Annotated in this window: 20 protein-coding genes; 13 read left to right on the top strand and 7 right to left on the bottom strand. The window is 65.7% G+C overall.

The window, feature by feature from the left end:
- Positions 1-78 precede the first annotated feature (78 nt).
- From NMD1_RS01795 to NMD1_RS01775, 5 genes are all read left to right on the top strand, one after another.
- Positions 79-2,442, top strand: coding sequence for a TonB-dependent receptor (locus NMD1_RS01795; RefSeq protein WP_233497295.1), 2,364 nt, complete (start codon positions 79-81; stop codon positions 2,440-2,442).
- 47 nt (positions 2,443-2,489) lie between these two features.
- Positions 2,490-4,199, top strand: a complete 1,710-nt coding sequence (locus tag NMD1_RS01790; RefSeq protein ID WP_125953365.1) for an amidohydrolase — start codon at positions 2,490-2,492, stop codon at positions 4,197-4,199.
- Between the two features lie 3 nt (positions 4,200-4,202).
- On the top strand, positions 4,203-6,179 hold the full coding sequence (locus NMD1_RS01785) for a pyrroloquinoline quinone-dependent dehydrogenase (RefSeq protein ID WP_125953364.1): 1,977 nt from the start codon (positions 4,203-4,205) through the stop codon (positions 6,177-6,179).
- A gap of 4 nt (positions 6,180-6,183) precedes the next feature.
- Positions 6,184-6,849: an HD domain-containing protein gene (locus tag NMD1_RS01780; protein WP_158453850.1), complete on the top strand. Its 666-nt coding sequence runs from the start codon at positions 6,184-6,186 to the stop codon at positions 6,847-6,849.
- 76 nt (positions 6,850-6,925) lie between these two features.
- Entirely contained in the window at positions 6,926-7,327 is a 402-nt protein-coding gene (locus NMD1_RS01775; RefSeq protein ID WP_125953362.1) for a hypothetical protein, read from the top strand.
- 154 nt (positions 7,328-7,481) lie between these two features.
- Here the strand turns inward: NMD1_RS01775 and NMD1_RS01770 are convergent, their stop codons facing one another.
- Positions 7,482-8,492 (bottom strand): AraC family transcriptional regulator, encoded by a 1,011-nt coding sequence (locus tag NMD1_RS01770; RefSeq protein WP_158453849.1) that lies wholly within the window; start codon positions 8,490-8,492, stop codon positions 7,482-7,484.
- Positions 8,493-8,660: 168 nt separating this feature from the next.
- Between NMD1_RS01770 and NMD1_RS01765 the strand changes: the two genes are divergently transcribed.
- The gene (locus NMD1_RS01765; protein ID WP_125953360.1) at positions 8,661-10,403 is read left to right on the top strand and encodes an amidohydrolase; all 1,743 of its coding nucleotides are present in this window, start codon (positions 8,661-8,663) and stop codon (positions 10,401-10,403) included.
- Entirely contained in the window at positions 10,400-11,512 is a 1,113-nt protein-coding gene (locus NMD1_RS01760; RefSeq protein WP_125953359.1) for a class II histone deacetylase, read from the top strand. The genes NMD1_RS01765 and NMD1_RS01760 overlap by 4 nt, the downstream gene beginning before the upstream one ends.
- Positions 11,513-11,652: 140 nt before the next feature.
- On the opposite strand, the gene NMD1_RS21690 is transcribed toward NMD1_RS01760, so the two are convergent.
- Positions 11,653-11,934: an aldo/keto reductase gene (locus NMD1_RS21690; RefSeq protein WP_125953358.1), complete on the bottom strand. Its 282-nt coding sequence runs from the start codon at positions 11,932-11,934 to the stop codon at positions 11,653-11,655.
- 33 nt (positions 11,935-11,967) lie between these two features.
- Positions 11,968-12,879 (bottom strand): LysR family transcriptional regulator, encoded by a 912-nt coding sequence (locus tag NMD1_RS01750; protein ID WP_125953357.1) that lies wholly within the window; start codon positions 12,877-12,879, stop codon positions 11,968-11,970.
- 96 nt (positions 12,880-12,975) lie between these two features.
- Here NMD1_RS01750 and NMD1_RS01745 point away from each other — a divergent pair, with 96 nt between their 5' ends.
- Both NMD1_RS01745 and NMD1_RS01740 read left to right on the top strand, forming a co-directional pair.
- Positions 12,976-13,305, top strand: coding sequence for a nuclear transport factor 2 family protein (locus NMD1_RS01745; RefSeq protein ID WP_199558038.1), 330 nt, complete (start codon positions 12,976-12,978; stop codon positions 13,303-13,305).
- Positions 13,302-14,090 carry an SDR family oxidoreductase gene (locus NMD1_RS01740; protein ID WP_125953356.1) on the top strand — a complete coding sequence of 263 codons (789 nt, stop codon included), beginning with the start codon at positions 13,302-13,304 and terminating at the stop codon, positions 14,088-14,090. Before NMD1_RS01745 ends, NMD1_RS01740 begins: the two co-directional genes overlap by 4 nt.
- Positions 14,091-14,173: 83 nt before the next feature.
- Here the strand turns inward: NMD1_RS01740 and NMD1_RS01735 are convergent, their stop codons facing one another.
- The 3 genes from NMD1_RS01735 to NMD1_RS01725 form a co-directional block, all read right to left on the bottom strand.
- Positions 14,174-14,491: a group 1 truncated hemoglobin gene (locus tag NMD1_RS01735; protein ID WP_125953355.1), complete on the bottom strand. Its 318-nt coding sequence runs from the start codon at positions 14,489-14,491 to the stop codon at positions 14,174-14,176.
- Between the two features lie 260 nt (positions 14,492-14,751).
- A complete protein-coding gene (locus NMD1_RS01730) occupies positions 14,752-17,580 on the bottom strand; it encodes a CHAT domain-containing protein (protein ID WP_158453848.1) in 2,829 nt (942 codons plus the stop codon).
- Positions 17,580-18,395, bottom strand: a complete 816-nt coding sequence (locus NMD1_RS01725; RefSeq protein ID WP_125953353.1) for a hypothetical protein — start codon at positions 18,393-18,395, stop codon at positions 17,580-17,582. The genes NMD1_RS01730 and NMD1_RS01725 overlap by 1 nt, the downstream gene beginning before the upstream one ends.
- 78 nt (positions 18,396-18,473) lie before the next feature.
- Here NMD1_RS01725 and NMD1_RS01720 point away from each other — a divergent pair, with 78 nt between their 5' ends.
- The 3 genes from NMD1_RS01720 to NMD1_RS01710 all read left to right on the top strand — a co-directional run bounded on the left by NMD1_RS01720 (position 18,474) and on the right by NMD1_RS01710 (position 22,376).
- Positions 18,474-19,904 carry a CHASE2 domain-containing protein gene (locus tag NMD1_RS01720; RefSeq protein WP_125953352.1) on the top strand — a complete coding sequence of 477 codons (1,431 nt, stop codon included), beginning with the start codon at positions 18,474-18,476 and terminating at the stop codon, positions 19,902-19,904.
- Positions 19,905-20,038: 134 nt separating this feature from the next.
- Complete coding sequence (locus NMD1_RS01715) at positions 20,039-21,046, top strand: LacI family DNA-binding transcriptional regulator (RefSeq protein ID WP_125953351.1); 1,008 nt, start codon at positions 20,039-20,041, stop codon at positions 21,044-21,046.
- An 88-nt stretch (positions 21,047-21,134) separates the two neighbouring features.
- Complete coding sequence (locus tag NMD1_RS01710) at positions 21,135-22,376, top strand: MFS transporter (protein ID WP_125953350.1); 1,242 nt, start codon at positions 21,135-21,137, stop codon at positions 22,374-22,376.
- Between the two features lie 30 nt (positions 22,377-22,406).
- Here NMD1_RS01710 and NMD1_RS01705 read toward each other — a convergent pair whose 3' ends face one another.
- Positions 22,407-23,732, bottom strand: coding sequence for an MFS transporter (locus NMD1_RS01705; RefSeq protein WP_125953349.1), 1,326 nt, complete (start codon positions 23,730-23,732; stop codon positions 22,407-22,409).
- Between the two features lie 73 nt (positions 23,733-23,805).
- Here NMD1_RS01705 and NMD1_RS01700 point away from each other — a divergent pair, with 73 nt between their 5' ends.
- A complete protein-coding gene (locus NMD1_RS01700; protein ID WP_125953348.1) occupies positions 23,806-24,645 on the top strand; it encodes a sugar phosphate isomerase/epimerase in 840 nt (279 codons plus the stop codon).
- Positions 24,646-24,661 lie beyond the last annotated feature (16 nt).

Genomic DNA, 24,661 nt, shown 5'->3' with positions numbered 1-24,661 from the left:
GGACGGGCCATAGCTTTCGTTTCGTGAACAGAAGCCGGCCGCGACGATTCAGCGGCGGCATGAACAGGGGAGTTCATCATGGGGGTCCACCGCACATTGGGACGCAGGTTCGGCCTGCTCGGTACGTCGATGCTGGGGGCGATGATCGTCGCCGCGCCGGCCTTCGCGCAGGAAGCGCCGCAATCCGCCACGGAAGGCGCGAACGACGCCAGCGGCGAAATCATCGTCACCGCCACGCGCAAGTCCGAAGCGCTGAGCAAGGTTCCGCTGAGCGTCAGCGCCTTTTCGACCGAAACGCTCGACAAGCGCGGCGTGCGCGATTTCAGCGACGTGATCCGCCAGACGCCGGGTGTGGTGTTCGAAGCCACCAACACCACCACCAACATCGCGATCCGCGGCATCAATTCCACTGTCGGCGCGGCGACCACCGGCGTCTATATCGACGATACGCCGATCCAGGTGCGCGCGCTGGGCTACAGCGGCGGCAACGCCTATCCGGTGATCTTCGATCTGGAGCGCATCGAAGTGCTGCGCGGCCCGCAGGGCACGCTGTTCGGCGCGGGTTCGGAAGGCGGCACGATCCGCTTCATCTCGCCCCAGCCGAGCGCCACCACCACTTCGGGCCGTATCCGCTCGGAGCTCTCCTTCACCGAAGGCGGCGCGCCCAGCTATGAAATCGGCGCTGCATTCGGCACGCCCATCGTCCAGGACAAGCTGGCGATCCGCGCCAGCGGGTACTACCGCCGCGATGGCGGATACATCGACCGGGTGCGCTTCGAGGACAAGTCGGTCGTCCAGAAGAACGCCAACTGGAACGAATCCTACGTAGGCCGCGTGGCGCTGGCATGGACACCCACGCCGCAACTGACGATCACGCCCTCGGTCGTGTTCCAGAAGCTCAACACCAACGACAGCGGCGAATCCTGGGACAACATCGCCGCAGACCAGACGCAGCCGAGCGTGCCCTTCTCCGACTATGCCAACAACAAGCTGCTCAACGGCAACCGCGTGCGCGAATGGAGCAAGGACCGCTTCGTGCTGCCCTCGCTCAACATCCGCTATGACCTGGGCGGCGCGGACCTGATCGCGATCGGCTCCTATTTCGACCGCAAGCAAACGTTCGTGTCGGACTACACCACCTTCGACCAGAGCCTGTTCACCGGCATCACTCTGCCGATCTTCCCCAACCAGTCCGCATTCAGCGACTTCGTGAACACCCAGAAGAACTGGACCGGGGAACTGCGCCTGCAATCGACCGCCAAGGATTCGAAGATCTCGTGGGTCATCGGCACGTTCTACCAGCAGGCCAAGCAGACCTCGATCCAGCAGGTCAACGACACGTTCTTCTACCAGTACGCGCCGTTCCTCGCCGGCATCCTCCCGCCTTTGGTCAACGGCAAGCTGATCTATGATCAGGCCACCACGTCGAAGGACACGCAATACGCGGTCTATGGCCAGGTCAATTACAAGCCGATCGACCGGCTGACGCTGACCGTGGGCCTGCGTTATGGCGAGACCAAGTTCGCGATCAATTCCTTCGCGCAAGGACCCGTGGTCGGCCCGTCGGTCACCGACGTCGGCACGCAGAAGGAACATCCGTTCACGCCCAAGTTCGGCATCGATTTCCAGGTGACCGACCGCACGCTGATCTACGGCTCGGTGTCGAAGGGCTTCCGCCCCGGTGGCTACAACCCGCAGGTCGGTTCGCCCTGCGGACCCGAACTCGCCTCGCTCGGCTATCCCGGCGGTCGTCCCAAGCTTTACAATTCGGACTCGGTGTGGAGCTACGAACTGGGTCTCAAGACGCGCGTCGCGGACGGGCGGCTGGGCATCCAGGGCAGCGCCTACCAGATCGACTGGAAGAACATCCAGCAGTCGGTGGCGCTCAATTCCTGCGGCTTCCAGTTCACCGGCAACCTTGGCAACGCGCGCAGCCGCGGTTTCGACCTGCAGCTTGACCTGAAGGTCAGCGAGCAGTTCTCGCTCCAGGCCGAAGTCGGCTATACCGACGCCAAGTTCCTCAACACCTTCCTGGGCGGACCCAGCGCGACGGTGCCTTCGGTGACCAAGGGCAACCACATCGCCTCGCCGCCGTGGACCGTGTCGGTGCATGGCCAGTACGATATCCCGCTCGGCGAGAACAAGGCCTACGTCCGCACCGACTTCGACTACCGCGCCTATCAGAGCGCGCTGACGCCGGGCATCGATCCGCGCAACGGCGGGTCTGACCCGACGCTGTCCAACCCGCCGGCCGTGAAATCCTGGTCGATGCGCGCGGGCTATCGCTTCAGCGGCGTTGATGTCTCGGTGTTCGTGAACAACCTGCTCAACCAGCACATCTGGGCCGGGCGGCGTTCGCGCGACAACGGCTTGTCGACGATCTACCGTTCGAACATCGTGCGTCCGCGCACCTTCGGCCTGACCGCCGCCTACAGCTTCTGAGGCGGCGGCCAGCAAATCGAAAAGACAACAAGGGGGAAATACCGACGATGGCTGCTCACTGGAAACACCTGCTTGCGGCGACCGGCCTCGTCGGCCTCCTTGCAACGGGCGGCGCGGCTGCCGCCCGGCCGGCCGCGAAAGCCGCCGCAGCGCGAACGGCGGACGTTCGTTTCGTCAACGGCCATATCTACACGCCCACCGGCTGGAAGACTGCCATGGCCGTGCGCGACGGCAGGATCGTCTCGCTCGATACGCGCACGCCCGCGCGGCAGGTGATCGATCTCAAGGGCCAGACCGTCCTGCCCGGCCTGTACGACATGCACGTCCACCCGATCCTGCAGGCCAAGGGCGGCGAAGGTCGCTGCCGGGTACCGCAGGACGCCAACGCGGCCAAACTGCTCGAACTCGTCGCCGCTTGCGTCAAGCAGGCGAAGCCCGGCGAATGGGTGACCGGCGGGCAGTGGCAGGCCTCGCTGCTCGAAGGCACGCCGATCACCGCCGCGACGCTCGACGCGATTTCTCCCGACAACCCGCTGATGCTGTTCGATGTCAGCGGCCACAGCGTGTGGGCCAATTCCAAAGCGCTCGCCGCCGCCGGGATCAGCGACACAACGCCCAACCCCGAAGGCGGGATCATCGAGCGCGATGCGGCGGGCAAGCCGACCGGCGTGCTGCGCGAGACGGCGGGGCGGCTAGTTACCGGCAAGGTGCCGCCGCAATCGCGCGAGGAAACCGGGAAAGTCCTGCGCGAACACCTCCAGATGCTCGCGTCCTACGGGGTCGTCGGCTACGTCGAGGCGATGGCCTTCCGCGACGATCTGGAAGTCTATGCAGACCTGGCCGACAAGGGACTGCTGAAGCAGCGCGTGCAGGCCTGCATCGCCTATTCCGAAGCCGGGCAGGCCAATCCCGATTTCGACCGGACCGTGGCCGACCGCGCCAAATACGCCCGGCCGCTGTTCAACGCCAACTGCATCAAGGTCTTCGCCGACGGCGTGCCGACCGAGAGCCACACCGGCGCCATGCTGGGCGACTATCAGGCCGGCCAGCCCAACGCCCCGGCACGCGGGCTGCTGCTGTTCGATCCGGCGCAGATGGCGGACAATCTGGTCAAGTGGGACAAGCTGGGCGTGACCGTGCTGTTCCACGCCGCCGGCGACCGCGCGGTGCGATCCGCGCTCGATGCCATCGCCGCCGCGCGCAAGGCCAACGGCATGAACGGGCCGATCCACCAGGTCGGCCATTCCACTTTTGTCGACCCGGCCGACCTGCCCCGCTTCAAGGCGCTCAAGGCGGCGGTCGAATATTCGCCGTACCTGTGGGACCCGCAGCCGATCAACGACGACATCACCAGCGCCGTCGGCGAACCGCGCATCGATCGCGTCTGGCCGATCCGCGAAGGGTTCGAGGCGGGCGCACTGGTCATCGCCGGGTCCGATTGGGCGGTCGTGCCCAAGCCCGATCCGTGGATCGGCATCGAAACCGCCGTCACGCGCCGCAATCCCGGCGGCGGCACGCGCAGCTTCGGCCTGAAGGAAGCGATCACCCTGCCGCAGGCTATCACGATGTTTTCGATCGATGCTGCCACCCGGCTCGGCACCGCCGCCACCGCCGGATCGCTGGAAACGGGCAAGGTCGCGGATTTCATCGTGCTGGACCGCGATCCCTTCGCCGGTCCGCCCACCGCGATCCATGATACCCGCGTGCTCGAAACCTGGGTCGGTGGCACGCGCATCTACCAACGCACGAAACCCTGACCGATGCGCCGGCTGGCGATCGCCCTCACCCTTGGCGTGCTGGCGATCGCCGGTTGCGGGCGCGCGCCCGACCAGCCGCCAGCACAATCCGGTGCCGCCATCGCGGCGGTGGAGCACGACGCGACCGGCTGGCCGAGCTATGGTGGGCAGCCTTCGGGCACCAAGTATTCCGCGCTCGACCAGATCAACCGCGCCAATGTCAGCTCGCTGCAAGTCGCCTGGACCTATCACACCGGCGAAATCTCGTCCGGAACCGACGATACCGACGCCACCGTCAGTGAACTGACGCCTGTCTATGCCAACGGGCATCTCTATATCTGCACGCCGTTCGGGCGCGTCGCCTCGCTCGATCCCGCCAGCGGGCGGCAGGTATGGTCGTTCGATCCGAAGAAGCCGCGCAGCGGCAACATGTATGCCGAGAACTATTGCCGGGGCGTCGCCTACTGGGAAGCGCCGGACCCGCAGGCGCGCGCCGCCGAATGCGGCAAGCGCGTGCTGCTCGCCGGGCAGGCCGGCATGCTCATGGCGATCGATGCCGACCGGGGCCGCCTGTGTCCCGGCTTCGGCCAGGGCGGGCGCGTCAACCTCGCCGCGCTCGACTACAAGGGCGAAGGACCGCTCGCCAACACCTCGCCCCCGGCGATCTACCGCAACGTGGTGATCGTTGGCGCCTCGGTCACCGACAACAAGTTCCGCAATTCGCTAGATGGCATCGTGCGCGGGTTCGACGTGGTCACGGGGCGCGAGCTGTGGAGCTGGAACCCGATCCCGCCCGAACTTTCGGACCGGACCGGCGCCGCCAACACCTGGGCGCCGATCTCGATCGACGCGCAACGCGGCTGGGTGTTCCTGCCCACCGGTAGCGCCAGCTGGGATACGCTGGGCGTCAACCGCATCGACGCGATTCCGGACGCCAACGCCGTGGTCGTGCTGGATGCGCTGACCGGCCGGCGGGTGTGGTCCTACCAGACGATCCATCACGATCTATGGGACTACGACCTGCCCGCCATGCCCACGCTGGCCACGATCGAACACCAGGGCCGCCCGGTCGATGCCGTGATCCAGGGCACCAAGACGGGCAACATCTTCGTGCTCGACCGCCAGAGCGGCAAGCCGCTGTTCCCGGTGCGCGAAATGCCGGTGCCCCAAAGCGACGTGCCCGGCGAACGGGCGTCACCAACCCAGCCGATGCCGGTGCTGCCCCACCCCGTCACCTCGCAGGCGCTCACCGCCGATCAGGCCTGGGGCGCGATCGGGTTCGACACATGGCGCTGCAAGGCGAAGCTGGCGGCGTTCCGCAACGAAGGCATGTTCACCCCGCCAAGCATCAAGGGCTCGCTGCTGCACCCCAGCTTCCTGGGCGGCACCAACTGGGGTGGCATTGCCTACGATCCCAATACCGGGCTGGCCGTGGTGAATTCCTCCAACCTCGTGTCCTCGGTGATCCTCAAGCCGCGCGCCGAATATGATGAAAAGCGTGACAAGCGGCCGGGCGTCTCGGTCTATGAGATGCGCGGTTCGCCTTACGTCATGCTGCGCGAAGTGCTGCTCTCGCCGCTGGGCGCACCGTGCAATCCGCCGCCGTGGGGCCAGCTGACCGCGATCGACATGAAGACCGGGCAGACGCGCTGGCAGATTCCGTTCGGTCGCATCCGCTTCTCGTCCGGCCTGTCCTCGCCCGCATCGTGGGGCGCCCCCAACCAGGGCGGGCCGATCGTGACGCGCGGCGGCCTGATCTTCATCGGCGCCAGCCTCGACAGCCGCTTCCGCGCCTATGACATCCAGACCGGGCGGGAAGTGTGGAGCGCGCGCGTTCCCGCACCCGCCACGGCCACGCCGATGACATTCCGCCATACCGACGGACGGCAGTACGTGGTCGTCGCCGCCGGCGGCCATGGCGGATTTGGCACTCCGCTCGGTGATGCGCTATTAGCCTATGCGCTGCCCCGAAAGGCCTACGCCCCGCCCCGAAAGGATTGACGCGATGCCTCGTCTCGTCCCTGCCCTGATCGCACTTGTGCTGGCGTCGATGCCGATGGCGGCGCACGCCAGCCCGCCCGCGTGGCGCGCGAATGTCGAAACTTTCGCGGCCACTCATTTCAAGCACACCGCTTGGGGCTTCGCCCATTCGCGGCGCGACTATGCGCTGGCGTCCGCGCTGGCGGCGGAAGACCATGCCACGGTCGATGACGATGTGCTTTATGCTGCAGCCATGCTGCACGATATTGCAGCCTTTCCGCCGTGGGAGGACACCAAGAAGGACCACGCCGATCGCGCGGTCAAGCTGCTGCCAACCGTGCTGCGCGACGCCGGCTTTCCGGCGGCCAAGATCCCCGCGGTGCTGGAAGCCACCCGCACGCACATGTTCGACCGCAAGCCGGCTTCTCCCGAAGCCATCTACCTCCACGACGCCGATGCGCTCGACTGGCTGGGCGCCATCGGCGTCTATCGCCTTGTCTCGCTGGTCGACACCACCGGCGGACAGCCCGATGGTGCGGCCACCGTTGCGCAGCTGCGCACCTTTCTCGCGGCGGTTCCGGCCGGGGTCGTCAGCCCTGCCGGCAAGCGGGCGCTGCCGGGGCGCGAAGCCTGGCTCAAATCGTTTCTGGATACCCTCGGCGCGGAAAGCGACGGGATGAAGCTGCTTTAGGCGGCAAGCGCCCAAAAGTAGACGTTGCAGACACGACGGCATTGTGGACGTTCGATTATTGCGATACCTTTGGTCGATGAAGCTATTCAGGGCCGTGTTCATCAGCTTTCTGGCGGCAAGTTGCTCGGCCGAATCTGCCCCAGAAAAGTCTCTTCCCTCGTGCTGGAATATAAACGACTTGGACCTAGGCAGGTTTGTTGGCCAAGGGATTTTTATCACCTCAATGGAGGGGATTTCCCTTCAGGCTCCTGGTTGTGACGACAGCAGTGGGTATAACAGTTTTAAGCTATCACCGCCGGTCGACCAAGCGATTCGCGACTACATGTTGCGCGGTGCAGGGGAACGCTTCATCGGGTTCACCTTTCACGGTCGAGTTGCCAACATTGGGAACCGCAAGCAACTCGTCATTGATAGCGTGGATCAAATTCGGGGCGCGGAAAAGCCGCGATGGCTGGCTGATCTTGAGCGTAGCCATTGAAGAAAATGATCTCCCGGCGAAGTCAGCTAACCACCAATCTCAGCCGCTGAGCGCAATTTCGCGACGTCCGCTCCCCCTCCCCCCTGCCGTTCCGTCGCTTGTCGGCGATCTCCGATAGCCGTCGTCCCTTCGGAGCAGGATGTGTCCACGTGCCCTAGGCAACGTCACTTTCGCGATAGCGCTTGGGCGTGGTGCCGAAATAGCGGTTGAAACTGCGCACGAAGCTGGCGCTTTCGGAATAGCCGACGGCCAGCGCGATCTCGGCCACGCCGCGCTGGCTCTGGCGCAGCAGGCGCGCGGCGGCGTTCATGCGCCGGTCCTGCACGATCTGCCGCCAGCTCACCCCTTCCGAACGCAGCCGGCGGTTCAGCGTGGCGACCGAAATGCCCAGCGTGTCGGCCGCTTCCTCCAGCGTGGGCGTGGTATCCAGCGGGCTGGTCTCCAGCAGGCGCATCAGATAGCCCGAAGGGCACAGCGCGTTCTCGGTATCGGCGGCGCGGCGGCGCAGGTGCTCCTCGATGATCGGGAACAGCGCCGCATCCAGCACCCCGCCCCGCTTGTCGAGAAAGCGGTCCTCGAACGAGAACGAATTGGTGTCCTGATCGAAATAGACATCGCACCGGAAGAAATCGCGATAGGCGCGATAATCCCCGTCGCGCGCGTGTTCGAAGCGCACCTCCACCAGCTCGAAATCGGAACCGGCGTAGTTGCGCGCGAACGTGTGCATCGCGGCAACGGAAAATTCGGCGTCCTGACGCCGCTTCTGCAAGGTCTGGTCGGTGATGACGTATTCGAACGTGGCGATGCCGTCTTCCTCGACAAAGCCGTTGCGCGCGGCCTGCTGCATCGTTTCCAGCAGCGAGGTGAACCCCCGGAATGCCGCGCGCAATGTCGGCGCGCTGAGAAACAGGAAGCCCAGCGGGCCGAGGCTGTCCGATCCCGCCAGCCGGCCAGCATAGAGTCCGAAATGCGGGTTGTTGGCCCGGATCGCCGCGATCTCGAAGAAGGAGAGGAAGTCCTCCAGCGCGATGACGCCCTTGGGATCGTCAAGGTCATCGCGGCGCAGGTTGTACATGGCCAGCAGCGGTTCCGGGCTGCATCCGGTGAGGACAAGGCAGTTGGCAACGTGGCGCAGCACCTGAATCGAAATCGTCGGCTTGCTCATGCCACGGTTGCCTCCCTTCGGCGGGATCATTCCATAGCATGGGCGCGGAGGACAGGGGCATGCGCTGTTTGGCCGATATTGCCAAATCGGCGAGCCTGCAAACTTGGCCGATGATGCAAAGACAGCGACGATGCCACGCAGTCTCCTGCGGTCCGAAAGGAATCCCGGATGACACGCCGATCCCGCTCTCTCCCCTCGGGGGCCACCGCGTTGGCCGTCACGCTGGCCAGCATAGCCCCCATGACCGCCCAGGCTTCGGAACCCCCAGCCGACGCCAGCCTCCTGTTCGTGAACGGCACTGTCCTGACGCCGCAAGGTTCCACCGAGGCGATTGCCGTGCGCGATGGCGCGATCATCGCGGTCGGGCGCAGCGAGGAGATTCTCAAGCTGCCCCATGCCGGCGCCGCCACCGTCGACTTGCAGGGCCGCACGCTGATGCCCGGACTCTACGACATGCACGTCCACGTCTATCCGGCGGGGCAGGCCAAGCTCGCGTGCAAGATTCCGCAAGGCGCGGGTGCGCCGGTCATCTTCGCCACGGTCAAGGCCTGCGCCGCCAAGGCAAAGCCGGGCGCATGGATCACCGGCGGAAGCTGGGTGGCGGCGGCACTCAAACCCGGCGAACAGACGCGGCGACTGCTGGACAGGGCCGCGCCCGATAATCCCGTCATGCTCGATGACGAAAGCCTGCACAGCGTGTGGGTCAATTCCCGCGCGCTGCAACTGGGCGGCATCACGCGCGCCACGGCCAATCCCGCCGGCGGCGTGATCGATCGCGACGCGAAGGGCGAACCGACCGGCGTCCTGCGCGAAGCGGCCGCGCGCAACCTTCTGGCGGTGCTGCCGCCGGTTCCGATCGACCAGCAGGTCGCGGCGATCAAGGCCGCCACCGATGAGATGCTGTCCTATGGCATCATCGGCTTCACCGATGCCGCGATCCGGCGCGACGGGGCCGAGGCCTATGCCCGTTTCGCCGCCGCCGGCGGCCTCCGGCAATATGCGCGCGGGTGTGCGGTGTGGGGGCCGAATTCGGGCGGCAGCGAAGGCCTTGTCGCCGCGCGGCAGGACTATTCGAAAGGCCGCTTCCAGCTCGATTGCGTGAAGATGTTCCTCGATGGCGTGCCGCTGGAAGGCCGCACGGCAGTGATGCTGCAACCCTATGAACCCCGCCACGGGGAACATGGTTCAGATGGTACGGGTGGCGAAAAGGGCCTGATGATGGTGCCGCCCGACAAGCTTAATGCCGCCGTCACCGACTTCGATCGGCAGGGCCTGCTCGTGAAGTTCCATGCTGCCGGCGATGGCGCGGTGCGCGAAGCCGCCGATGCCATCGCCGCCGCGCGCAAGGCCAACGGCTGGGGCGGACAACACCACGAGGTCGGGCACAACACCTTCATCGATCCCGCCGACGTGCCGCGCGGGCGCGAACTGCACTTCACCTGGGAACTTTCGCCCTACATCTGGTGGCCCACACCGATCACCTCGGTCGATATCGCCGCCGCGGTCGGGCCTGAACGGATGAAGCGGTTGTGGCCGGCGCGCGATGTCATCGAAAGCGGCGCAAACGTCGTGACCGGGTCGGACTGGCCGGTGGTGCCCTCGGTCAATCCGTGGCTGGCGCTGGAAACGCTGGTCACGCGGCAAGTGCCGGGCGCCACCGGCGCACCGATCAACGAAGGGCAGCGCATCACCCGCGAGCAGGCGCTGACGCTGATGACGCGCAACGCCGCCGCCGAAATGGGCCGGCTCGATCGTGGCGGCACGATCGAGGTCGGCAAACTGGCCGACGTGATCATCATCGACCGTAATCCGCTGACCGCGCCGGTCGGCACGATCCACCAGACCCGGGTAATCCGCACCTACATCGCGGGCGAACTCGTCTGGTCCAGCGAAGGGAATGCCAAGCCGTGACCACTCAACCCCTGTTCCTGACAGACGAACGCACGTTCTGGCACAGCACCGGCGTGCAAGCGCTGTTCCTGCCGATCGGCGACTGGGTGGAGCCGCCCTCGGGCAGCTATGGCGCTGACACGCCGGGATCGAAGCGGCGGCTGGTCAACCTTGTCCGCGCCGCCGGGTTCGATACGAAGCTGACCGTGTCGAGCGCACCGTCCGCCGCGCGCGACGACCTGCTGCGCGTTCATCCCGCCAGCTATGTCGATGCCTTCAAGCAGCTGAGCGACGCGGGCGGCGGGGAACTGGGCCTGTTCGCGCCTTTCTCGAAGGGCGGCTATGAAATAGCCACGCTGTCGGCGGGCCTGGCCATCGATGCGCTCGACGCGGTGCTGACGGGCCGCGCCCGCAACGCCTATGCGCTGTGCCGGCCCGCCGGGCATCACTGCCTGGCCGATCAGTCCATGGGCTTCTGCCTGCTCGCCAACATCCCGATCGCCATCGAAACGGCGAAGGCGCGGCATGGCCTTGGCAAGGTCGCGGTGCTCGACTGGGACGTCCATCACGGCAACGGCACGCAATCGATCTTCTACGATCGCGACGACGTGCTGACGATCTCGATCCACCAGGATCGCTGCTTCCCGCCGGGGTACTCGGGTTTCGAAGAGCGTGGCGAAGGCAAGGGCGCGGGCTTCAACCTCAACGTTCCACTGCCGGCAGGCAGCGGGCACGAGACCTATCTCTACGCGCTGGAGCAGGTGGTGATCCCGGCGCTGCGCGATTATGCGCCCGATATGATCGTCGTCGCCAGCGGGCTGGACGCCAACGCGGTCGATCCGCTGGCGCGCCAGCTGCTGCACAGCGACAGCTTCCGTGACATGACGGCGCGTATCGTCACGCTGGCCGACGAACTGTGCGGCGGGCGCCTCGCGGTCATTCATGAAGGTGGCTATGCCGAAGCCTACGTGCCGTTCTGCGGCCTCGCCATTCTGGAGGCCCTGGCCGGCGAACGCAGCGCTGTGATCGATCCGGAACTGGATTTCTTCCAGGCCCAGCAGCCCGACGAACGCATGATCGCGTTCCACAAGGTGCTGATCGACGAAATGCGCGGGCAACTGGGTTTCTGACCTTTCCCGCCGCCGCTCCCCTCGTAGCGGAGCGGAAGGACCGCCCGCCCTCGCCCGCCGAAGGCCCACTGTGCAAGGACGGTTGCGGAATGGATCGTTCCCCGATCCTTGCACGCTTCCGTCCTTGCATGCGGTTCGGATCAACCGGCCAAAGCGTCCAGCGGAGCTTTAGCCTCCTCGGTCAGAGTAAGTTCCGCCGCCCCGCAGTTCTCCGCTAAATGCGCGGTGCTGGACGTCCCTGGGATCAGCAGCAGGTTCGGTGATCGCGCCAGCAGCCACGTCAGGGCCACCTGCAGCATCGCACTGACCGAAGCTGGCACGCGTCTTTTCGCAAGGCTCTCTCCGGCGACTGAACCGCCTTTCCTGAAGACGCATCCCCGGGTCCGTGTCGAGGTGACGGTGGAAGACGGCTTCGTCGACATTCTCGCTTCCGGCGCGGCCGCTTGTCCGCAGGCTCAGGATTGTTCGAGCCTTCCCGCCGCGAAGTCGCGCGCGAGCGCGATAAAGGCCTGGAAGGCCGCAGAGGAATTGCGCCGATTGGAATAATAGAGACACAGCGGCACAAGCGGCGGTGTCCAGTCTTCGAGAATGCGCACGAGCCGTCCCGCTACAATGTCGTCGCGTATATCGGCTTCCATGAAATAGCCGATCCCGGTGCCGTTGGTTGCCGCGATCCGGGCCAGGGAGGCCTCGTCGAGGGTGATCGGGCCCTCGACATCGAGCTGCAGTTCTTCGCCGTCCTTTTCAAACCGCCATCGGAACAAGGCGCCATTGGGAAGCCGCACGCGAAGACAGGGGTAGGCGAGCAGTTCCTGGGGCACCTTGGGGATATCCCTGCGTGCAAAAAAGGAGGGGGATGCGGCCACCGCCATGCGTCGCATTTGACCCAGCGGTATTGCGATCGCGTCGCTGGGCACCAGATCCGCGCTGCGCACGCCCATATCGAAGCCTGCCGCAACGACATCGACAAGCCGACCCTCGGTGACAAGGTCGATATGAACCTGCGGATAGCGCTGCAGATAGCTGAGGACCAGCGGCGCCATGATTTCACGCGCGGCCGTCGCGAAGGCATTGATGCGCAAGGTGCCGGACGGCGTCTCCTGCTGGGCGCGCACCATATTCATCGCTTTCTGGATCTCCTCCAGCGCAGGCTTGATCTTAGCGACGAATATCCGGCCCGCATAGGTGAGCGAGACGCTGCGCGTGGTGCGATTGAACAATCGCACGGCAAGCTCCCGCTCGAGCTTGCCCACCGCGTTGCTAATGGCCGTGGTCGACATGCCAAGATCGAGCGCTGCCGCTCGAAACGAGCCGCACCGAACGATGGCCAGGACAGCCTCGAGCTCAATCAGCGAATGCCGAGTCATTGATCCGATTTTCGTGATACTTCATGTCAATTTGTCTCGATTATCAGGCGAAAAGTCCATCGCTAAATAGGCCTCGTCACTATCGAGGAGATCAACATGTCAATGGACCTACCCCAGCCGATCGCCGACTATGTCGAGGCAAACGCCCGTCTCGACATCGATGGCATGTTGAAGCCCTTCCTCAGCGACGCCGTGTTTATCGACAACGGTAAGCACTTCGAGGGCGAGGCCGCGATCCGCCAGCTGTTCGAGGAAGAAGTGATGCCGGTGAAGGCGATCTTCACGCCCGATACCGTTCGGGAAGACGGCGGCGACGTGGTCGTCGAAGGCCCCGCCCATGGTGACTTCCCGGGCAGCCCGCTCCGCTTCACCTACCGCTTCACGCTGGAGCGTGGCGCCATCAGGACGCTGGAGACCACGGTATGAACATCAAGACCGATCCCACCGAGTTCGCCGGCAAGCGCGTTCTCGTCAGCGGTGGCACCAAAGGCTTGGGCCGCGCCACCGTCGAACGCTTCCTGGCCGGCGGAGCCCGTGTGGTCACCGCCGCCCGCTCGATCACGGATTCCATAGAAGGCGTCGAATATGTGCAGGCCGACCTGACGACCGCGGAGGGCGGCGAAGCACTGGCGAGGGCGGCGCTCGAGCGGCTGGGCGGCATCGACATTCTCGCCCATGTCATCGGTGGCTCGGCTTCGCCGGCGGGTGGCTTCGCCGCGTTGACCGACGACCACTGGCTCGCCGAGCTGAATCTCAACCTGCTGGCGACGGTCCGGCTCGATCGCCTGCTGATCCCGCAGATGCTGGAGCGGCACGGCGGCGTTGTGGTGCACGTCACCTCGATCCAGTCCGTCCTGCCGCTGCCCGAGTCCACGACAGGCTATGCTGCCGCCAAAGCTGCGTTGAGAACTTACAGCAAATCGATCTCGAAGGAGCTCGGCCCCAAGGGCGTGAGGGTCAACTCCGTCTCGCCCGGCTGGATCATGACGGAGGGCGCTGACGACTTTCTCGAAACACTGCGGGCCGCCAGTGGCGGCACGATCGAGGATGCGCGTCAGTCCGTGCTCGATGCCCTGGGTGGCATCTCGATCGGGCGGGGAGCCCGGCCCGAAGAGGTGGCCGACCTCATCGCCTATCTCGCTTCAGACCGTGCCGCCGCAATCCATGGCGCGGAGTTCGTCATAGACGGCGGGACGATCCGCACCGTTTAATGGGCGGGCTGGCACTCGTCTCGCTCAGGGACGTTCGCCGCCTTCAATTCGGCTGATGTCCGACCCTGGCCTCCTGGCTGCATTCAACGCTCGGTCACATCGCGGTCCATCGGCGCCAGCTTGGCGAGCAACCGGTTCTGCGCGGCGAAGGAAACATGCGCTTCGCGCATTGCGCGTTGGAGGTTTTCGACCAGCGTGCGCTGTAGCCGCACGAGGTCGTGCTCGGCGAAGATCGCCTTGATCCGGGGATCGGCCACGTTGAGTTCGACGAAACGTGCGGTCATGCGGCGGATACCCGCCTGCCCGCCAAAGGCCCGCGCCATGCCTTCGCCGGCAAATGGCTTCGCCCCGGCGTTGGCATCGCTCTGCAGGTAGGGATCGACCGGAAGCTCCTCCGCCACGCTGGCCGCCCCTTGTCGCCACCGAACCCACGTCGACGTAGGCTGCGGTCAGCGTTACATGGCGGGTCACCGCCCAGCCCGTCCTCGCGCAGACGATCGTGCAGGCCCTCGCCGCCGCGGGGCTTCCCGCCGCCCGGCTCGAACCACGCATTGCAGACTGTCCGGCCCCGCTCGGTTGCCGTCATGTGCGCTTACGGGCTGGCGACTTGCCCCCGAAGTCGAGCTTTTGCGTGCGTGCGACCGGCCGGCTACCGTCCGGTCTATGGCGCTCCTATGTAAGTGAATGCTCCCCAGAAAGCGGGGTGCGACTGGCGCGCCCGTATCGCGATCTGCAGTTCATCGTCCCCGCTGTGCACCTTGACGCCATCGCCATCGAGGATCGCCAACGATGCGCGCTGAAATGCGGTGGCCCGATCAGCTCCTGCATTCATCTCCGCGAACGCCTTTCCCATGAGGGTTGGAGCTACGGAGTCATCCAGCCGCCAGTTCGAAACCAGTAGCGCCCGCGCTCCCGCAAACAGGAAGGCGCGGGCAAGGCCGGAAAAATTCGCTTGCGCCTCCTCTGCCGACGGAGCGCCCGTGTTGCAGGCAGAGAGCACCACGAGTTCCGCCGTCAGCTTGAGTGTCGCGATCTCGGGTACGGTCAGCAGACCATCGTTTTCGGGATCCGACGAGCGCCAGCTTGGTGAAAGCGCGAGGGCCCCATCCGAGAGAACGTCTTCCTGGGGCAGCAGACCATGGGTTGCAAACGCCACCACCCGGGCGGAGGCAAGCTCTCCCGAACGCGAGCGAGCGCGCAAAGCCTCTTCGGTGGCGGCATCGTAAAGAAGCACATCACCCGGCCCGGCCGCGAAGGCCTGCTGCATCTCGGCAGCCTCGAGGCGCGTTCCGGGAAGCCCGGGCAAACGGGACACGATCTGCCGGAAATCGGGCTCATGCCCTGAGGCCGGGATGCGAGCGAGGCGAGATACGGGAAATATCGCGCCGGCCGCAAGTTGTGGGCGGGCCGTTGTCCGGTGGCCCGAAAAGTCGGGCTCGGCCATCATGAACAGGGGTTTGGTCTGGCTTTGCGAAGCCGGAAGCCGACGCAAGGTCCTGAGTTCGGCAACCCCAGGCAGTACGGCGATTGCCTTGGAACGAACCAGCCAGTCAACCTTGGCAGCGTTCGCGCCCGACGATGCCGTGGGAACCAGCACTCCGGGCGGCAAAGCGGCGAGCATGGGCGATGGCACGACGATCAGCGTTTTAGCGGGACCAATCACCCGAGCGATGGCAGGGTCCCCAAGCAGTACCGTGTAAAGTTCGTGGGCGAGGGCCGGATCGAAATTGTGCCCCAGATCTTCGCCGCACCTGCTCGGTTGATCAGAGGAACACGGATCGATCATGGCTCGCAACGCTGCCATCTTCTCCGCAATCTGTGCACCCGACAGCGGCAGGTCTGCCCATGCTTGATCCGTCGCGGACACGGCAAAGACCAGTCCCTGCCGGTCCCGCGGACGGATGACCCACACGATCATGGCTTCTCCCGGGCGAAGGACGGGACGGTCGCGCCCGCGCAGGTCATCGATACCCACAGGCAGCGGATTGAGAAAATCGGCATAGCCAGATACCTCGCGCTGGAGTTGCTCGGACACCTCGCCTGCACGCCGCTTCTGCCCCGCACCCCGCCCCTCGAGCGCGATCCGCTGGTCAGCCGCCGTACCGCCGCGGATCTTCAGGTTCCCGTTGTCATCCTCCTGCCCGGACAGTGCGATGGCAACATCCCGTGCTTCGCCTGTCGCCTTGTCCCCTTCCGCCAGGAGAGCCCCCTTGCCCGCCGCGATCGCAACCATGCGCGCCGCGGTCCGGCCAAGGCTGCGGGTCGCTTCCGAAACGAAGGCCGGCTGGACAAGCCTGAACGCTTCATCAATCCGCGCAATATCGTCGGACGGCGAAAGCCTGCGCATCGCATAGGCGTGATCGATGCGGCAATCCCCGGCAGCCCGGGGATCGGGCTGCGCATGGGTGACCTCGTTGAAGTCGTCATCATAACCGAAGAGGGATGATTGATCGCATGCCCTGCTTAGAAATTCGACTGCTTCCTGCGGCTTGCCGTTGACGAGCAGCGAGCGCCCTAGGTTCGCCCACGCTTCCGCTTGAAACACATATTCGGATCGCCCCGGCTTGGGTCCAAGCGTTTCGTCGGCATATGCCGCGGCCGCTCTGAATACCGCCTCGTCCGAGAAGTCGCCGCTCATCGCCAGGAAGCCGGCGAGCACCACAAGCTGTTGCCTGATCCGCGCCGGGTCGGCTCCGGGTGTGTGCGCCAGTTTGGCCGCCTCGGCGCGATGGTATGCGGCCAACAGCGGCCATTGCTTGTTCTCGTACAGTCGGCTCAGCTCCTCCTGCTCCCGAAGCTGTTCGGTCGGAATCGGCGCTGAGGCGGCGCGCGTAGCCATCGTACGCGCCTCGACCGCGTCGGCGGACTGCCGGTCGCGATCCAGGGCATCGGCCAGTTCGTCCACCAGGGCGTTCCGTTGGTCGGAGTTCTTGCCGAAGACCCGCTCGGCCACCACCAGACGCCTTCGGATCAGGGCTGCCGCCTGGGCGTTCTTGCCCTCTGCCAGCAGGCTTTGCGCAAGATCTTCATTGGCTTCGATGACGGTACAATGCTCTGCTCCCAGTCGTCGGGCCAGCTTGTTGACCGCGGCGGAATAGACCTCGGTGGCCTCCGCCTGTCTCCCCTGACCGCCCAGATAGAGCGCAACCGTGCCTTCGGCCCGCGCGGTAACGGGATGATCGGAGCCATAGGTAGCCCCGAGGATGGCGACAACGCGACGAGCCTTCAGCTCCCGTGCGCGAGCGATAGCGCCAGAATTCTCGTCCCAGGCTCCAAGGTCTTTCTCGATTTCCCGGATCTCGGCGATCTCCGCTGCGGTGGGTTGCCGAATCGAGGGAGGAAACGAGGCGATGGACGGCTGCACCCGCGCGCCGCACGTGATCGTCTTGACTTGCTGAATTTCCCAGGGCTCCGGCAGCAACGTTGCTGCCGGGCTGGGCGAAGACCATGCAAGAAATCCCAGCAAGGCCAGAGATGCGAGCCTGCGCATCAGCGTGCTCCCGGCCATTCCCCCGCACGGACAAGGCGCCAAAGTCGCCCCGCCACGATGTCGTCGTCCTTCAGGGCGACAATTTCCGTCAGCGCGAACAAGCGCCACTCCGGCGGGCCTTCCTCCATAAGCCACGCGGCGCGAAGCACTCTCTCCCGTGGCGTTGACGGGTTCTCTGTGCCGGCGAGGATCGGCACTGCGGCCGGGCTGGTCCGGACAACCCGCCACAGGCGCGCACCGCTGCCGCCGCCACCGGCCAGAACGTCGAACGGCAGGTCTGCCGGCACGTCGAACATGCCACTTGCATTCATGGCAGGCTCGCCGGTCGTGGAGCTACCGAGCGCCGACCGGATCGTTACCGGTGCTGCCGCGCCGGCCCAGGCAACGCCCACGTGCGGCATCGCCAGAGGGAGCTTCTGCGTCTCCTGGGAAAGCCACGCCGGCCGGGCGACGGCGTTATCGCCCCGCAGGAGCGTGTGGACCACCACCTGACCTGGAGGCCGGGCGAACAGTGCGACGATCCGATCGAACAGCCTTATTGCCCGGTCGAACCGGCCAGGCTGCGACGGCGGAGCCGTAAAATCGTGCCCCGGGCTTGCCTCCGCCACCCCGCGGTTCGCCAGCCGAAGCCGGACAACCGCCTGGCCACGAACCCGAACGATGTCGCCGCTATATAAAAACGCGTATACCGACGCCGGTTCGGCCGCACCGTTAGAACGACGAACAATCTCTGCGGTGGCGGGTTCACGACCCTCGACTGCCGATACTTCTGCAACAACATCGGCGGGAGAAGCAGATGCTGCCGCCAGTTGCATCAAGATAGCCCACATAATAACCCCGGTCCGAGATTTAGGAATCATGCACGTGCGGGTTCCAAAGTCAAAAGGGCTTTCATGACTTCCAGCAGCGATCGACAACACCGCGCAGATTCGTCTTCGGAGTGGTTGCGCCGGGCAGCCGTGCATGCTGGCGCCGGCTTGCTGTTCAGCCTCGTGGTTTCGGTGTGCGTGACCATCGGCCTCGCCGCCGGCTTCACCTCTATCGCGGCAGCCGAACGTGCTGGTGCAGACTTCACCAGCAGGATATTCGTTTTCCTGCTGGGCGGCGGCGAAGCAAGCGGGTCACCCGCCGATCGCTACGCACTGGTCGACGTTGATCCTGCGGCTTGCGCAGCGTTTGCACCGGCAGGGCAGTGCGACAGCGGACGCCCCATACCCGACCGGATCATCGTCCCCTTGGTGAAGGCAATCGCCAGCAAGGGCGCATCTGCCATCCTCGTCGATGTCCCGCTGCCCGGTGACGACGGCGAAAGAAAGGCCATGTGTGGCGCTTTGGCGCAGATTGATGGGCCGTGGATCGTCCTCCCCTATGATACCCGACCCGACCAGAACTCCAACGGGCTGGTCGCAGCCAACGACGGCTGCACCAGTACCGGCGGACGGATCAGAATGGCGGCGTTCGCCACGGTGACTGCGGCTTCCGGCGACGGTCTGGTGCGCGATTACCCCGCGCAGGTATTGCAGCGTTTCGCCAGTCGGCCGACGGCGCGTCCGGTTCGTGTTGCAACCGCGCCTGCACTCGCCGCGCAGCTCGTGACCGGAAGGGACGGCCATCCTTCGCCGCCGCCGGGGATGCCCCCGCGCCAGGGTACGGGTATCTTCTACTCGCTTCCTCCGGTATCGGCCGGATTGACTGGGCCTGACGCGGACAATGCGCTTGAATACCTGGTGGCTTCGCGAATGCTAAACGGCCAGGACTTCGTGGTACCGAAGGATCGGCTTGCCGGACGCACCGTCATCATTTCCTCTACGTCGGCCCAGGGGCTGGACACGCACTTGACCCCGCTTGGACCGTTGAGTGGTGGCGAGGTTCTGCTGAATGCGACACGCACCTATGTGCACTACAGACCGTCGACGGCGCTCGCCGGACAACTTGACCCGGCGCAGGCCATCGATACGCTCCTGGCTAAGGCAAGGTCCGCGCTGTTACCCGCGATGGTGGTGCTGATTGCCGTCTTCGCGCGGGAAGCGATCGTGTCAACCTTGCGCGTCAGCGGCATGATATTGCCGATCCTCGTTTCGTCTCTCTCGCTCGTCATCTTTTTCTCCGGCTTTGTGCTGGATATCATCGAGGGCGTAACGGGGATCGAGGAAGCCGCGCGCGCAGGCCGGCAGGTGGACCTTGTCACCCCCGCCATCCTGACAGGACTCGACCTTTACCGCGAACTTGCGAATTCGCTCATGAAGCTGTTCGAGTCTTGGATCGTGGCGCTCATAACGGCGCCCGCCAGGGCGATCCGCTGGATCGGGGCCCAACTTCTCTGACGAGAACCTGCGCAAGGCGTCGGCATTGCCAGCAGGCGCGCATCTGTGCCAGACGGGGCTTCCCGACAACGATCCGATCCGGTTGCGACGTTCGGGGCCGGGGGATGCAAGCACAAGAGAAGCGCCGCACACGCATGAGCCGCGTCACCATCAAGGATGTCTCCAAAGCCGCCCGCGTCTCGATCAAGACGGTTTCCCGCGTTCTCAACAAGGAACGCTATGTCAGCGAGGAGACGCGCATCCGCGTCGAGGAAGCCGTCGCGCAGCTCAACTATCATCCCAATCTGGCGGCGCGCACGCTGGCCGGGCACCGGTCGTTCCAGATCGGCCTGATCCACGACAATCCCAGTCCGTTCTACATCTACAACATGCAGGCAGGGGTCGGGCAGCGCTGCCGCGAATCCGGCTATCGCATGATCGTGCAGCCTTGCGACATCGCCGCGCCGGGCCTGCTGGGCGATATCGGCGCACTGGTCGATCAGGTGCAACTGGACGGCATCATCGTGACCCCGCCGGTAAGCGATTCCGTGGAGGTCCTCGCGGAACTCGAAAGGCGGCGCATTCCGATCGTGCGCGTCCAGCCCGGCACGGACCTGACCGCCACCTCCGCGGCCAGCATCGATAACGTGCAGGCCGCCGATGACATGACCTCGTACCTCATTTCGCTCGGCCATCGCCGCATCGGCTTCGTCAGCGGCCACGCGGGGTATGCCGCCAGCACCCAGCGCTTGACCGGTTACCGGCAAGCGCTGCTGCGCGCCGGCCTCGGCTATGATGCGGCGCTGGTTTCTCCTGGCCGGTTTGACTTCCAGTCGGGCGTGGAAGCGGCGGAAGCGCTGCTCGCAATGGACCATCCGCCCACCGCGATCTTCGCCAGCAGCGACGAGATCGCGGCCGGCGTGCTTGCCGCCGCGCACCGCAAGGGCATCGCCGTGCCGCGCGATCTTTCCGTGGCGGGCTTCGACGACAACGATCTGGCGCAAGTCGTCTGGCCGCCGCTCACCACCATCCGCCAGCCCGTCCACGCTCTCGGCTATGCGGCGGCGGACCTCCTGATCGGCGCCGCCGACCGGATCGAGCGCCGGCTCCTGGCACACGAACTCATCGTGCGCGGATCGACCTCAGCGCCCGGCGAAGGGTAATTGTTTCCGGGGACGATTGTCCTTGTCTTTCTGCGTATGACAACGTTATCCTATACGCGATAAAGAGTGACGTTGGGGAGAATGCAGGATGTCGCAGGTCAGCGATCGACGCCGATGGCTTGTCGTGGGACTCGTTTTTGTCGCCATCGTGCTCAATTACGTCGACCGCCAGATTCTCGCGCTGCTGAAGCCCACGCTCCAGGCAGAGTTCCACTGGTCGGACCGTGATTACAGCCACATGGCGTCGGCTTTCCAGTTCGCTGCCGCGATCGCCTTTCTCGGCACCGGCTGGTTCATCGACAAGGTCGGGCTGCGCCCCGGTTTCGCGCTGGGCGTCGGCGTGTGGAGCCTGGCCGGCATGGCCCATGCCTTTGTCTCCTCCGTCGGCGGGTTCGTGGGCGTCCGCGCCGTGCTGGGCGTGGCGGAATCGATCGGCACGCCGGCCGCGGTAAAGACGGCGGCCACGTATTTCGAGCCGCGCGAACGTTCGATCGCGCTGGGGCTTGGCGGGATCGCGCCCAACGTCGGCGCGATCCTCACGCCGCTGCTCATCCCGCTGATGGCGCTAATGATGGGCTGGAAGGCGACCTTCCTGATCGCCGGCGGCCTGGGTCTGGTGTGGGTCGTGGTCTGGCTGGCGGTGCGCCTGCCCGAACAGCCGCAATCCGATGCCGAAGCGCCGACGATGGCGTGGAGCGCGCTGCTCACCGACCGGCGCCAGTGGGCCATCATCCTTGGCAAGGCGCTGACCGATCAGGTCTGGTGGTTCCTGCTGTTCTTCCTGCCCGACCTGTTCCACCGCGTGTTCGGGCTGGACCAGAGCGCGCTGGGGCTGCCCGTGGCGCTGGTCTATGCCATGGCCGCTGTCGGCGGCATCACTGCCGGCTTCCTGCCCGCCGCACTGATGGGGCGCGGCTGGAGCGTCAACGCGGCGCGCAAGGTCACGATGCTCATCTACGCCGTGATGGTGCTGCCCGTGCCGCTGCTTATCCATGCGCAGAGCCCGTGGCTTGCCGCATTCATCGTCGGCGTCGCGCTGTTCGCCCACCAGGGCTTTTCCACGAGCCTGTTCGGCCTCACGACCGACGTGTTTCCCGCGCGCGTGGTCGGCTCGGCGATCGGCATCGGCGCGTTTGCCGGCAACCTTTCGGGCATGGCGATGATCGAGTTCACCGGCTGGTCGCTCGATGCCGGGCATGGCTATTTGCCGATGCTGCTGATCTGCGCCGTCACCTATCTGGCGGCGCTGGGCGTCATCCACCTGCTGCTGCCGCGCTTCACCGCGATCGGCGGCGACCAGGATGGCGCATCCCCCGTCCTTGCCCACTGACGCCGCGCGCCCGGCAAGGTTGGGGTTGGTTCAGCTTACCATCTCTTCGCGGATCGAACCGCGCGCCATCCAGAACAGCGCCGACGCCACCGCGCCGAACAGCACGAAGATGAGCAGCGACCAGCGCACGCCTTCCGCCGGCCCAAGCCCGAACGTATTACCGATCAGATCGCTCACCGCGCCGACGCCCAGCGGCCCCAGACCCAGCCCGATCAGGTTGACGAGGAACAGCAGCACCGCCGCGGCCGTCGCCCGTGTCTGCGGCTGGACCAGACCCTGCACGGCGGCATAGCTCGGGCCATACCACAGCGTGTTCAGCACGGGTGGGAACGCGAACATGAAGAGGGCGAACACCGCCGATTCCGTGAGCAGCCCGACGATATAGAAAGGAATGCCCAGCAGCGTGGACACTGCCGGAATCGCCACATAGGCGCGCAAGTCGCGCGCGCCGTGGCGATCCGCCAGAAAGCCACCCAGCCAGGTGCCAGCTGCGCCGGTCAGGCCCAGCACGATCCCCAGCGTGACCCCGAGAAAGCCGGTCAGCCCCAGGCCGAAGCCATCGGCCAGCGGGATCAGCTCGGCGGCGTGGTTGCGGAAGAAGAACGGCGCCAGAAACGTCGCCGCGCCATAGCCGATGAAGGCCTTGATCGCCCCGGCGAAGGCGATCAGCCAGAACGTCCGCTTGCCCCTGATCTCGGCGATAGCGTCGCGAAAGGGAATGCGCGCCACGGCCGTTGCGATCATGTCGGCGCGCAACCGGCTACGCGGCTCGATCAGCGTAAAGCGCGCCACCAGCGCCATCAGCAGGCCGGGTACGCCCGCCAGCAGGAACGCCGCGCGCCAGCCGTGCGCATCCGCCACCATCCCGCCCAGCGCCATGCCGAACAGACCGCCCAGCGGCGTGCCCAGCGCATAGAAGGCCAGGGCGGACGCGCGCTTTTCGCGCGGGGTGTAATCGGTGATCAGCGAATGGGCCGGCGGGGTGCCGCCCGCCTCCCCCACGCCCACGCCAACCCGGCACAACACGAGCTGGGCGAAGTTCTGCGCAAAGCCGCAGGCCATGGTGAACAGGCTCCACACCCCGGCCGCCGCCGCGATGATCCGCGGGCGATTGCCGGTCTCCGCCAGCCGCGCGATCGGAATACCCAGAACGGTGTAGAACAGGGCGAAGGCCAGCCCGTTCATCACCCCCAGTTGCCAGTCGGCCAGATGGAGATCGTGCTTGATCGGCTCCGCCAGGATCGAAACGATCTGCCTATCAAGGAAGTTGAGGATGTAGATCACCAGCAGAACCCACAGGGCATAGCGCCGATAGCGCTCCAGGACAGGCGACGGGGCCGTGGGCTGTTCAGTCATGGGATCCTCTCGCAACGGGTTGACACGCCGCTCCCTGCCGTTCTTATGACAACGTTATCAGGGAGAGAGCACAATGGCGCGCCTGCTGGTCTTGCAGTCTGTCTGGGGTTTGGACAAATGCCCGGGCTTCGACATCGAGAACGACCTCGACACCGCGCTGGAACGGGTGATCGCCGCCGGGTTCGACGGCGTTGGCGTGAATATCGTGCGCGCGTCCCGGACCGCGGGCGTCGTCCGGGCGATGAACCCGCGCGGGCTGGCGTGGGAAGGGCAGGTCCTGGTCCATTCGGCGGATCAGCTCGCCGCCGCCATCGCCGAAGCGCACCGGCTGGGCGCGCACCATCTCAACGTGCAGATCGCGGGGCCTGTGGCCCACCTCACGGATGCGCTCGCGCTGGTCGACAGCCTGCTTCCGCTGGCCGAACGCGCCCCGCTGCCGGTGTGGTTCGAAACCCACCGGGGCCGGCTGACCAACGACCTGCTGTTCACGCTGCGCCTGCTGGAAGCGCGGCCCGACCTGCCGCTGACGGGCGATCTTTCGCACTATCCCGTGGCGGGCGAAATGGAGCTGCCGCTGCGCGCGGACCAGCTGGCAGCGATCGAGCGCATCCTGCGCAATTGCCGCAACTTCCACGGCCGCATCTCCACAACGCATCAGGTGCAGGTCACCTTCGACGCGCCGCAGCACCATGCCTGGCGCGACCAGCATCGCGCATGGTGGCGCCGGGGCTTCGAGCTGTGGCTTGAACGGGCCGGATCGGATGAGGCGCTCCCTTTCATGTGCGAACTGGGGCCGCCGCCCTACGCGATCACTGCGCCCGACGGGTCGGAGCTTGGCAACCGCTGGGACGAAGCGCAACGGATGCAGGACATGGTGCGCACGCTCTGGCGCGAGGTCAACGGCGCACCCTGATCCGGTAGCGAAGGCC

This window comes from Novosphingobium sp. MD-1, from assembly GCF_001014975.1.
GTDB lineage: Bacteria > Pseudomonadota > Alphaproteobacteria > Sphingomonadales > Sphingomonadaceae > Novosphingobium.
Note: the sequence above shows the minus strand (reverse complement) of the source record. Positions and strands in the feature narration are given on the sequence as shown.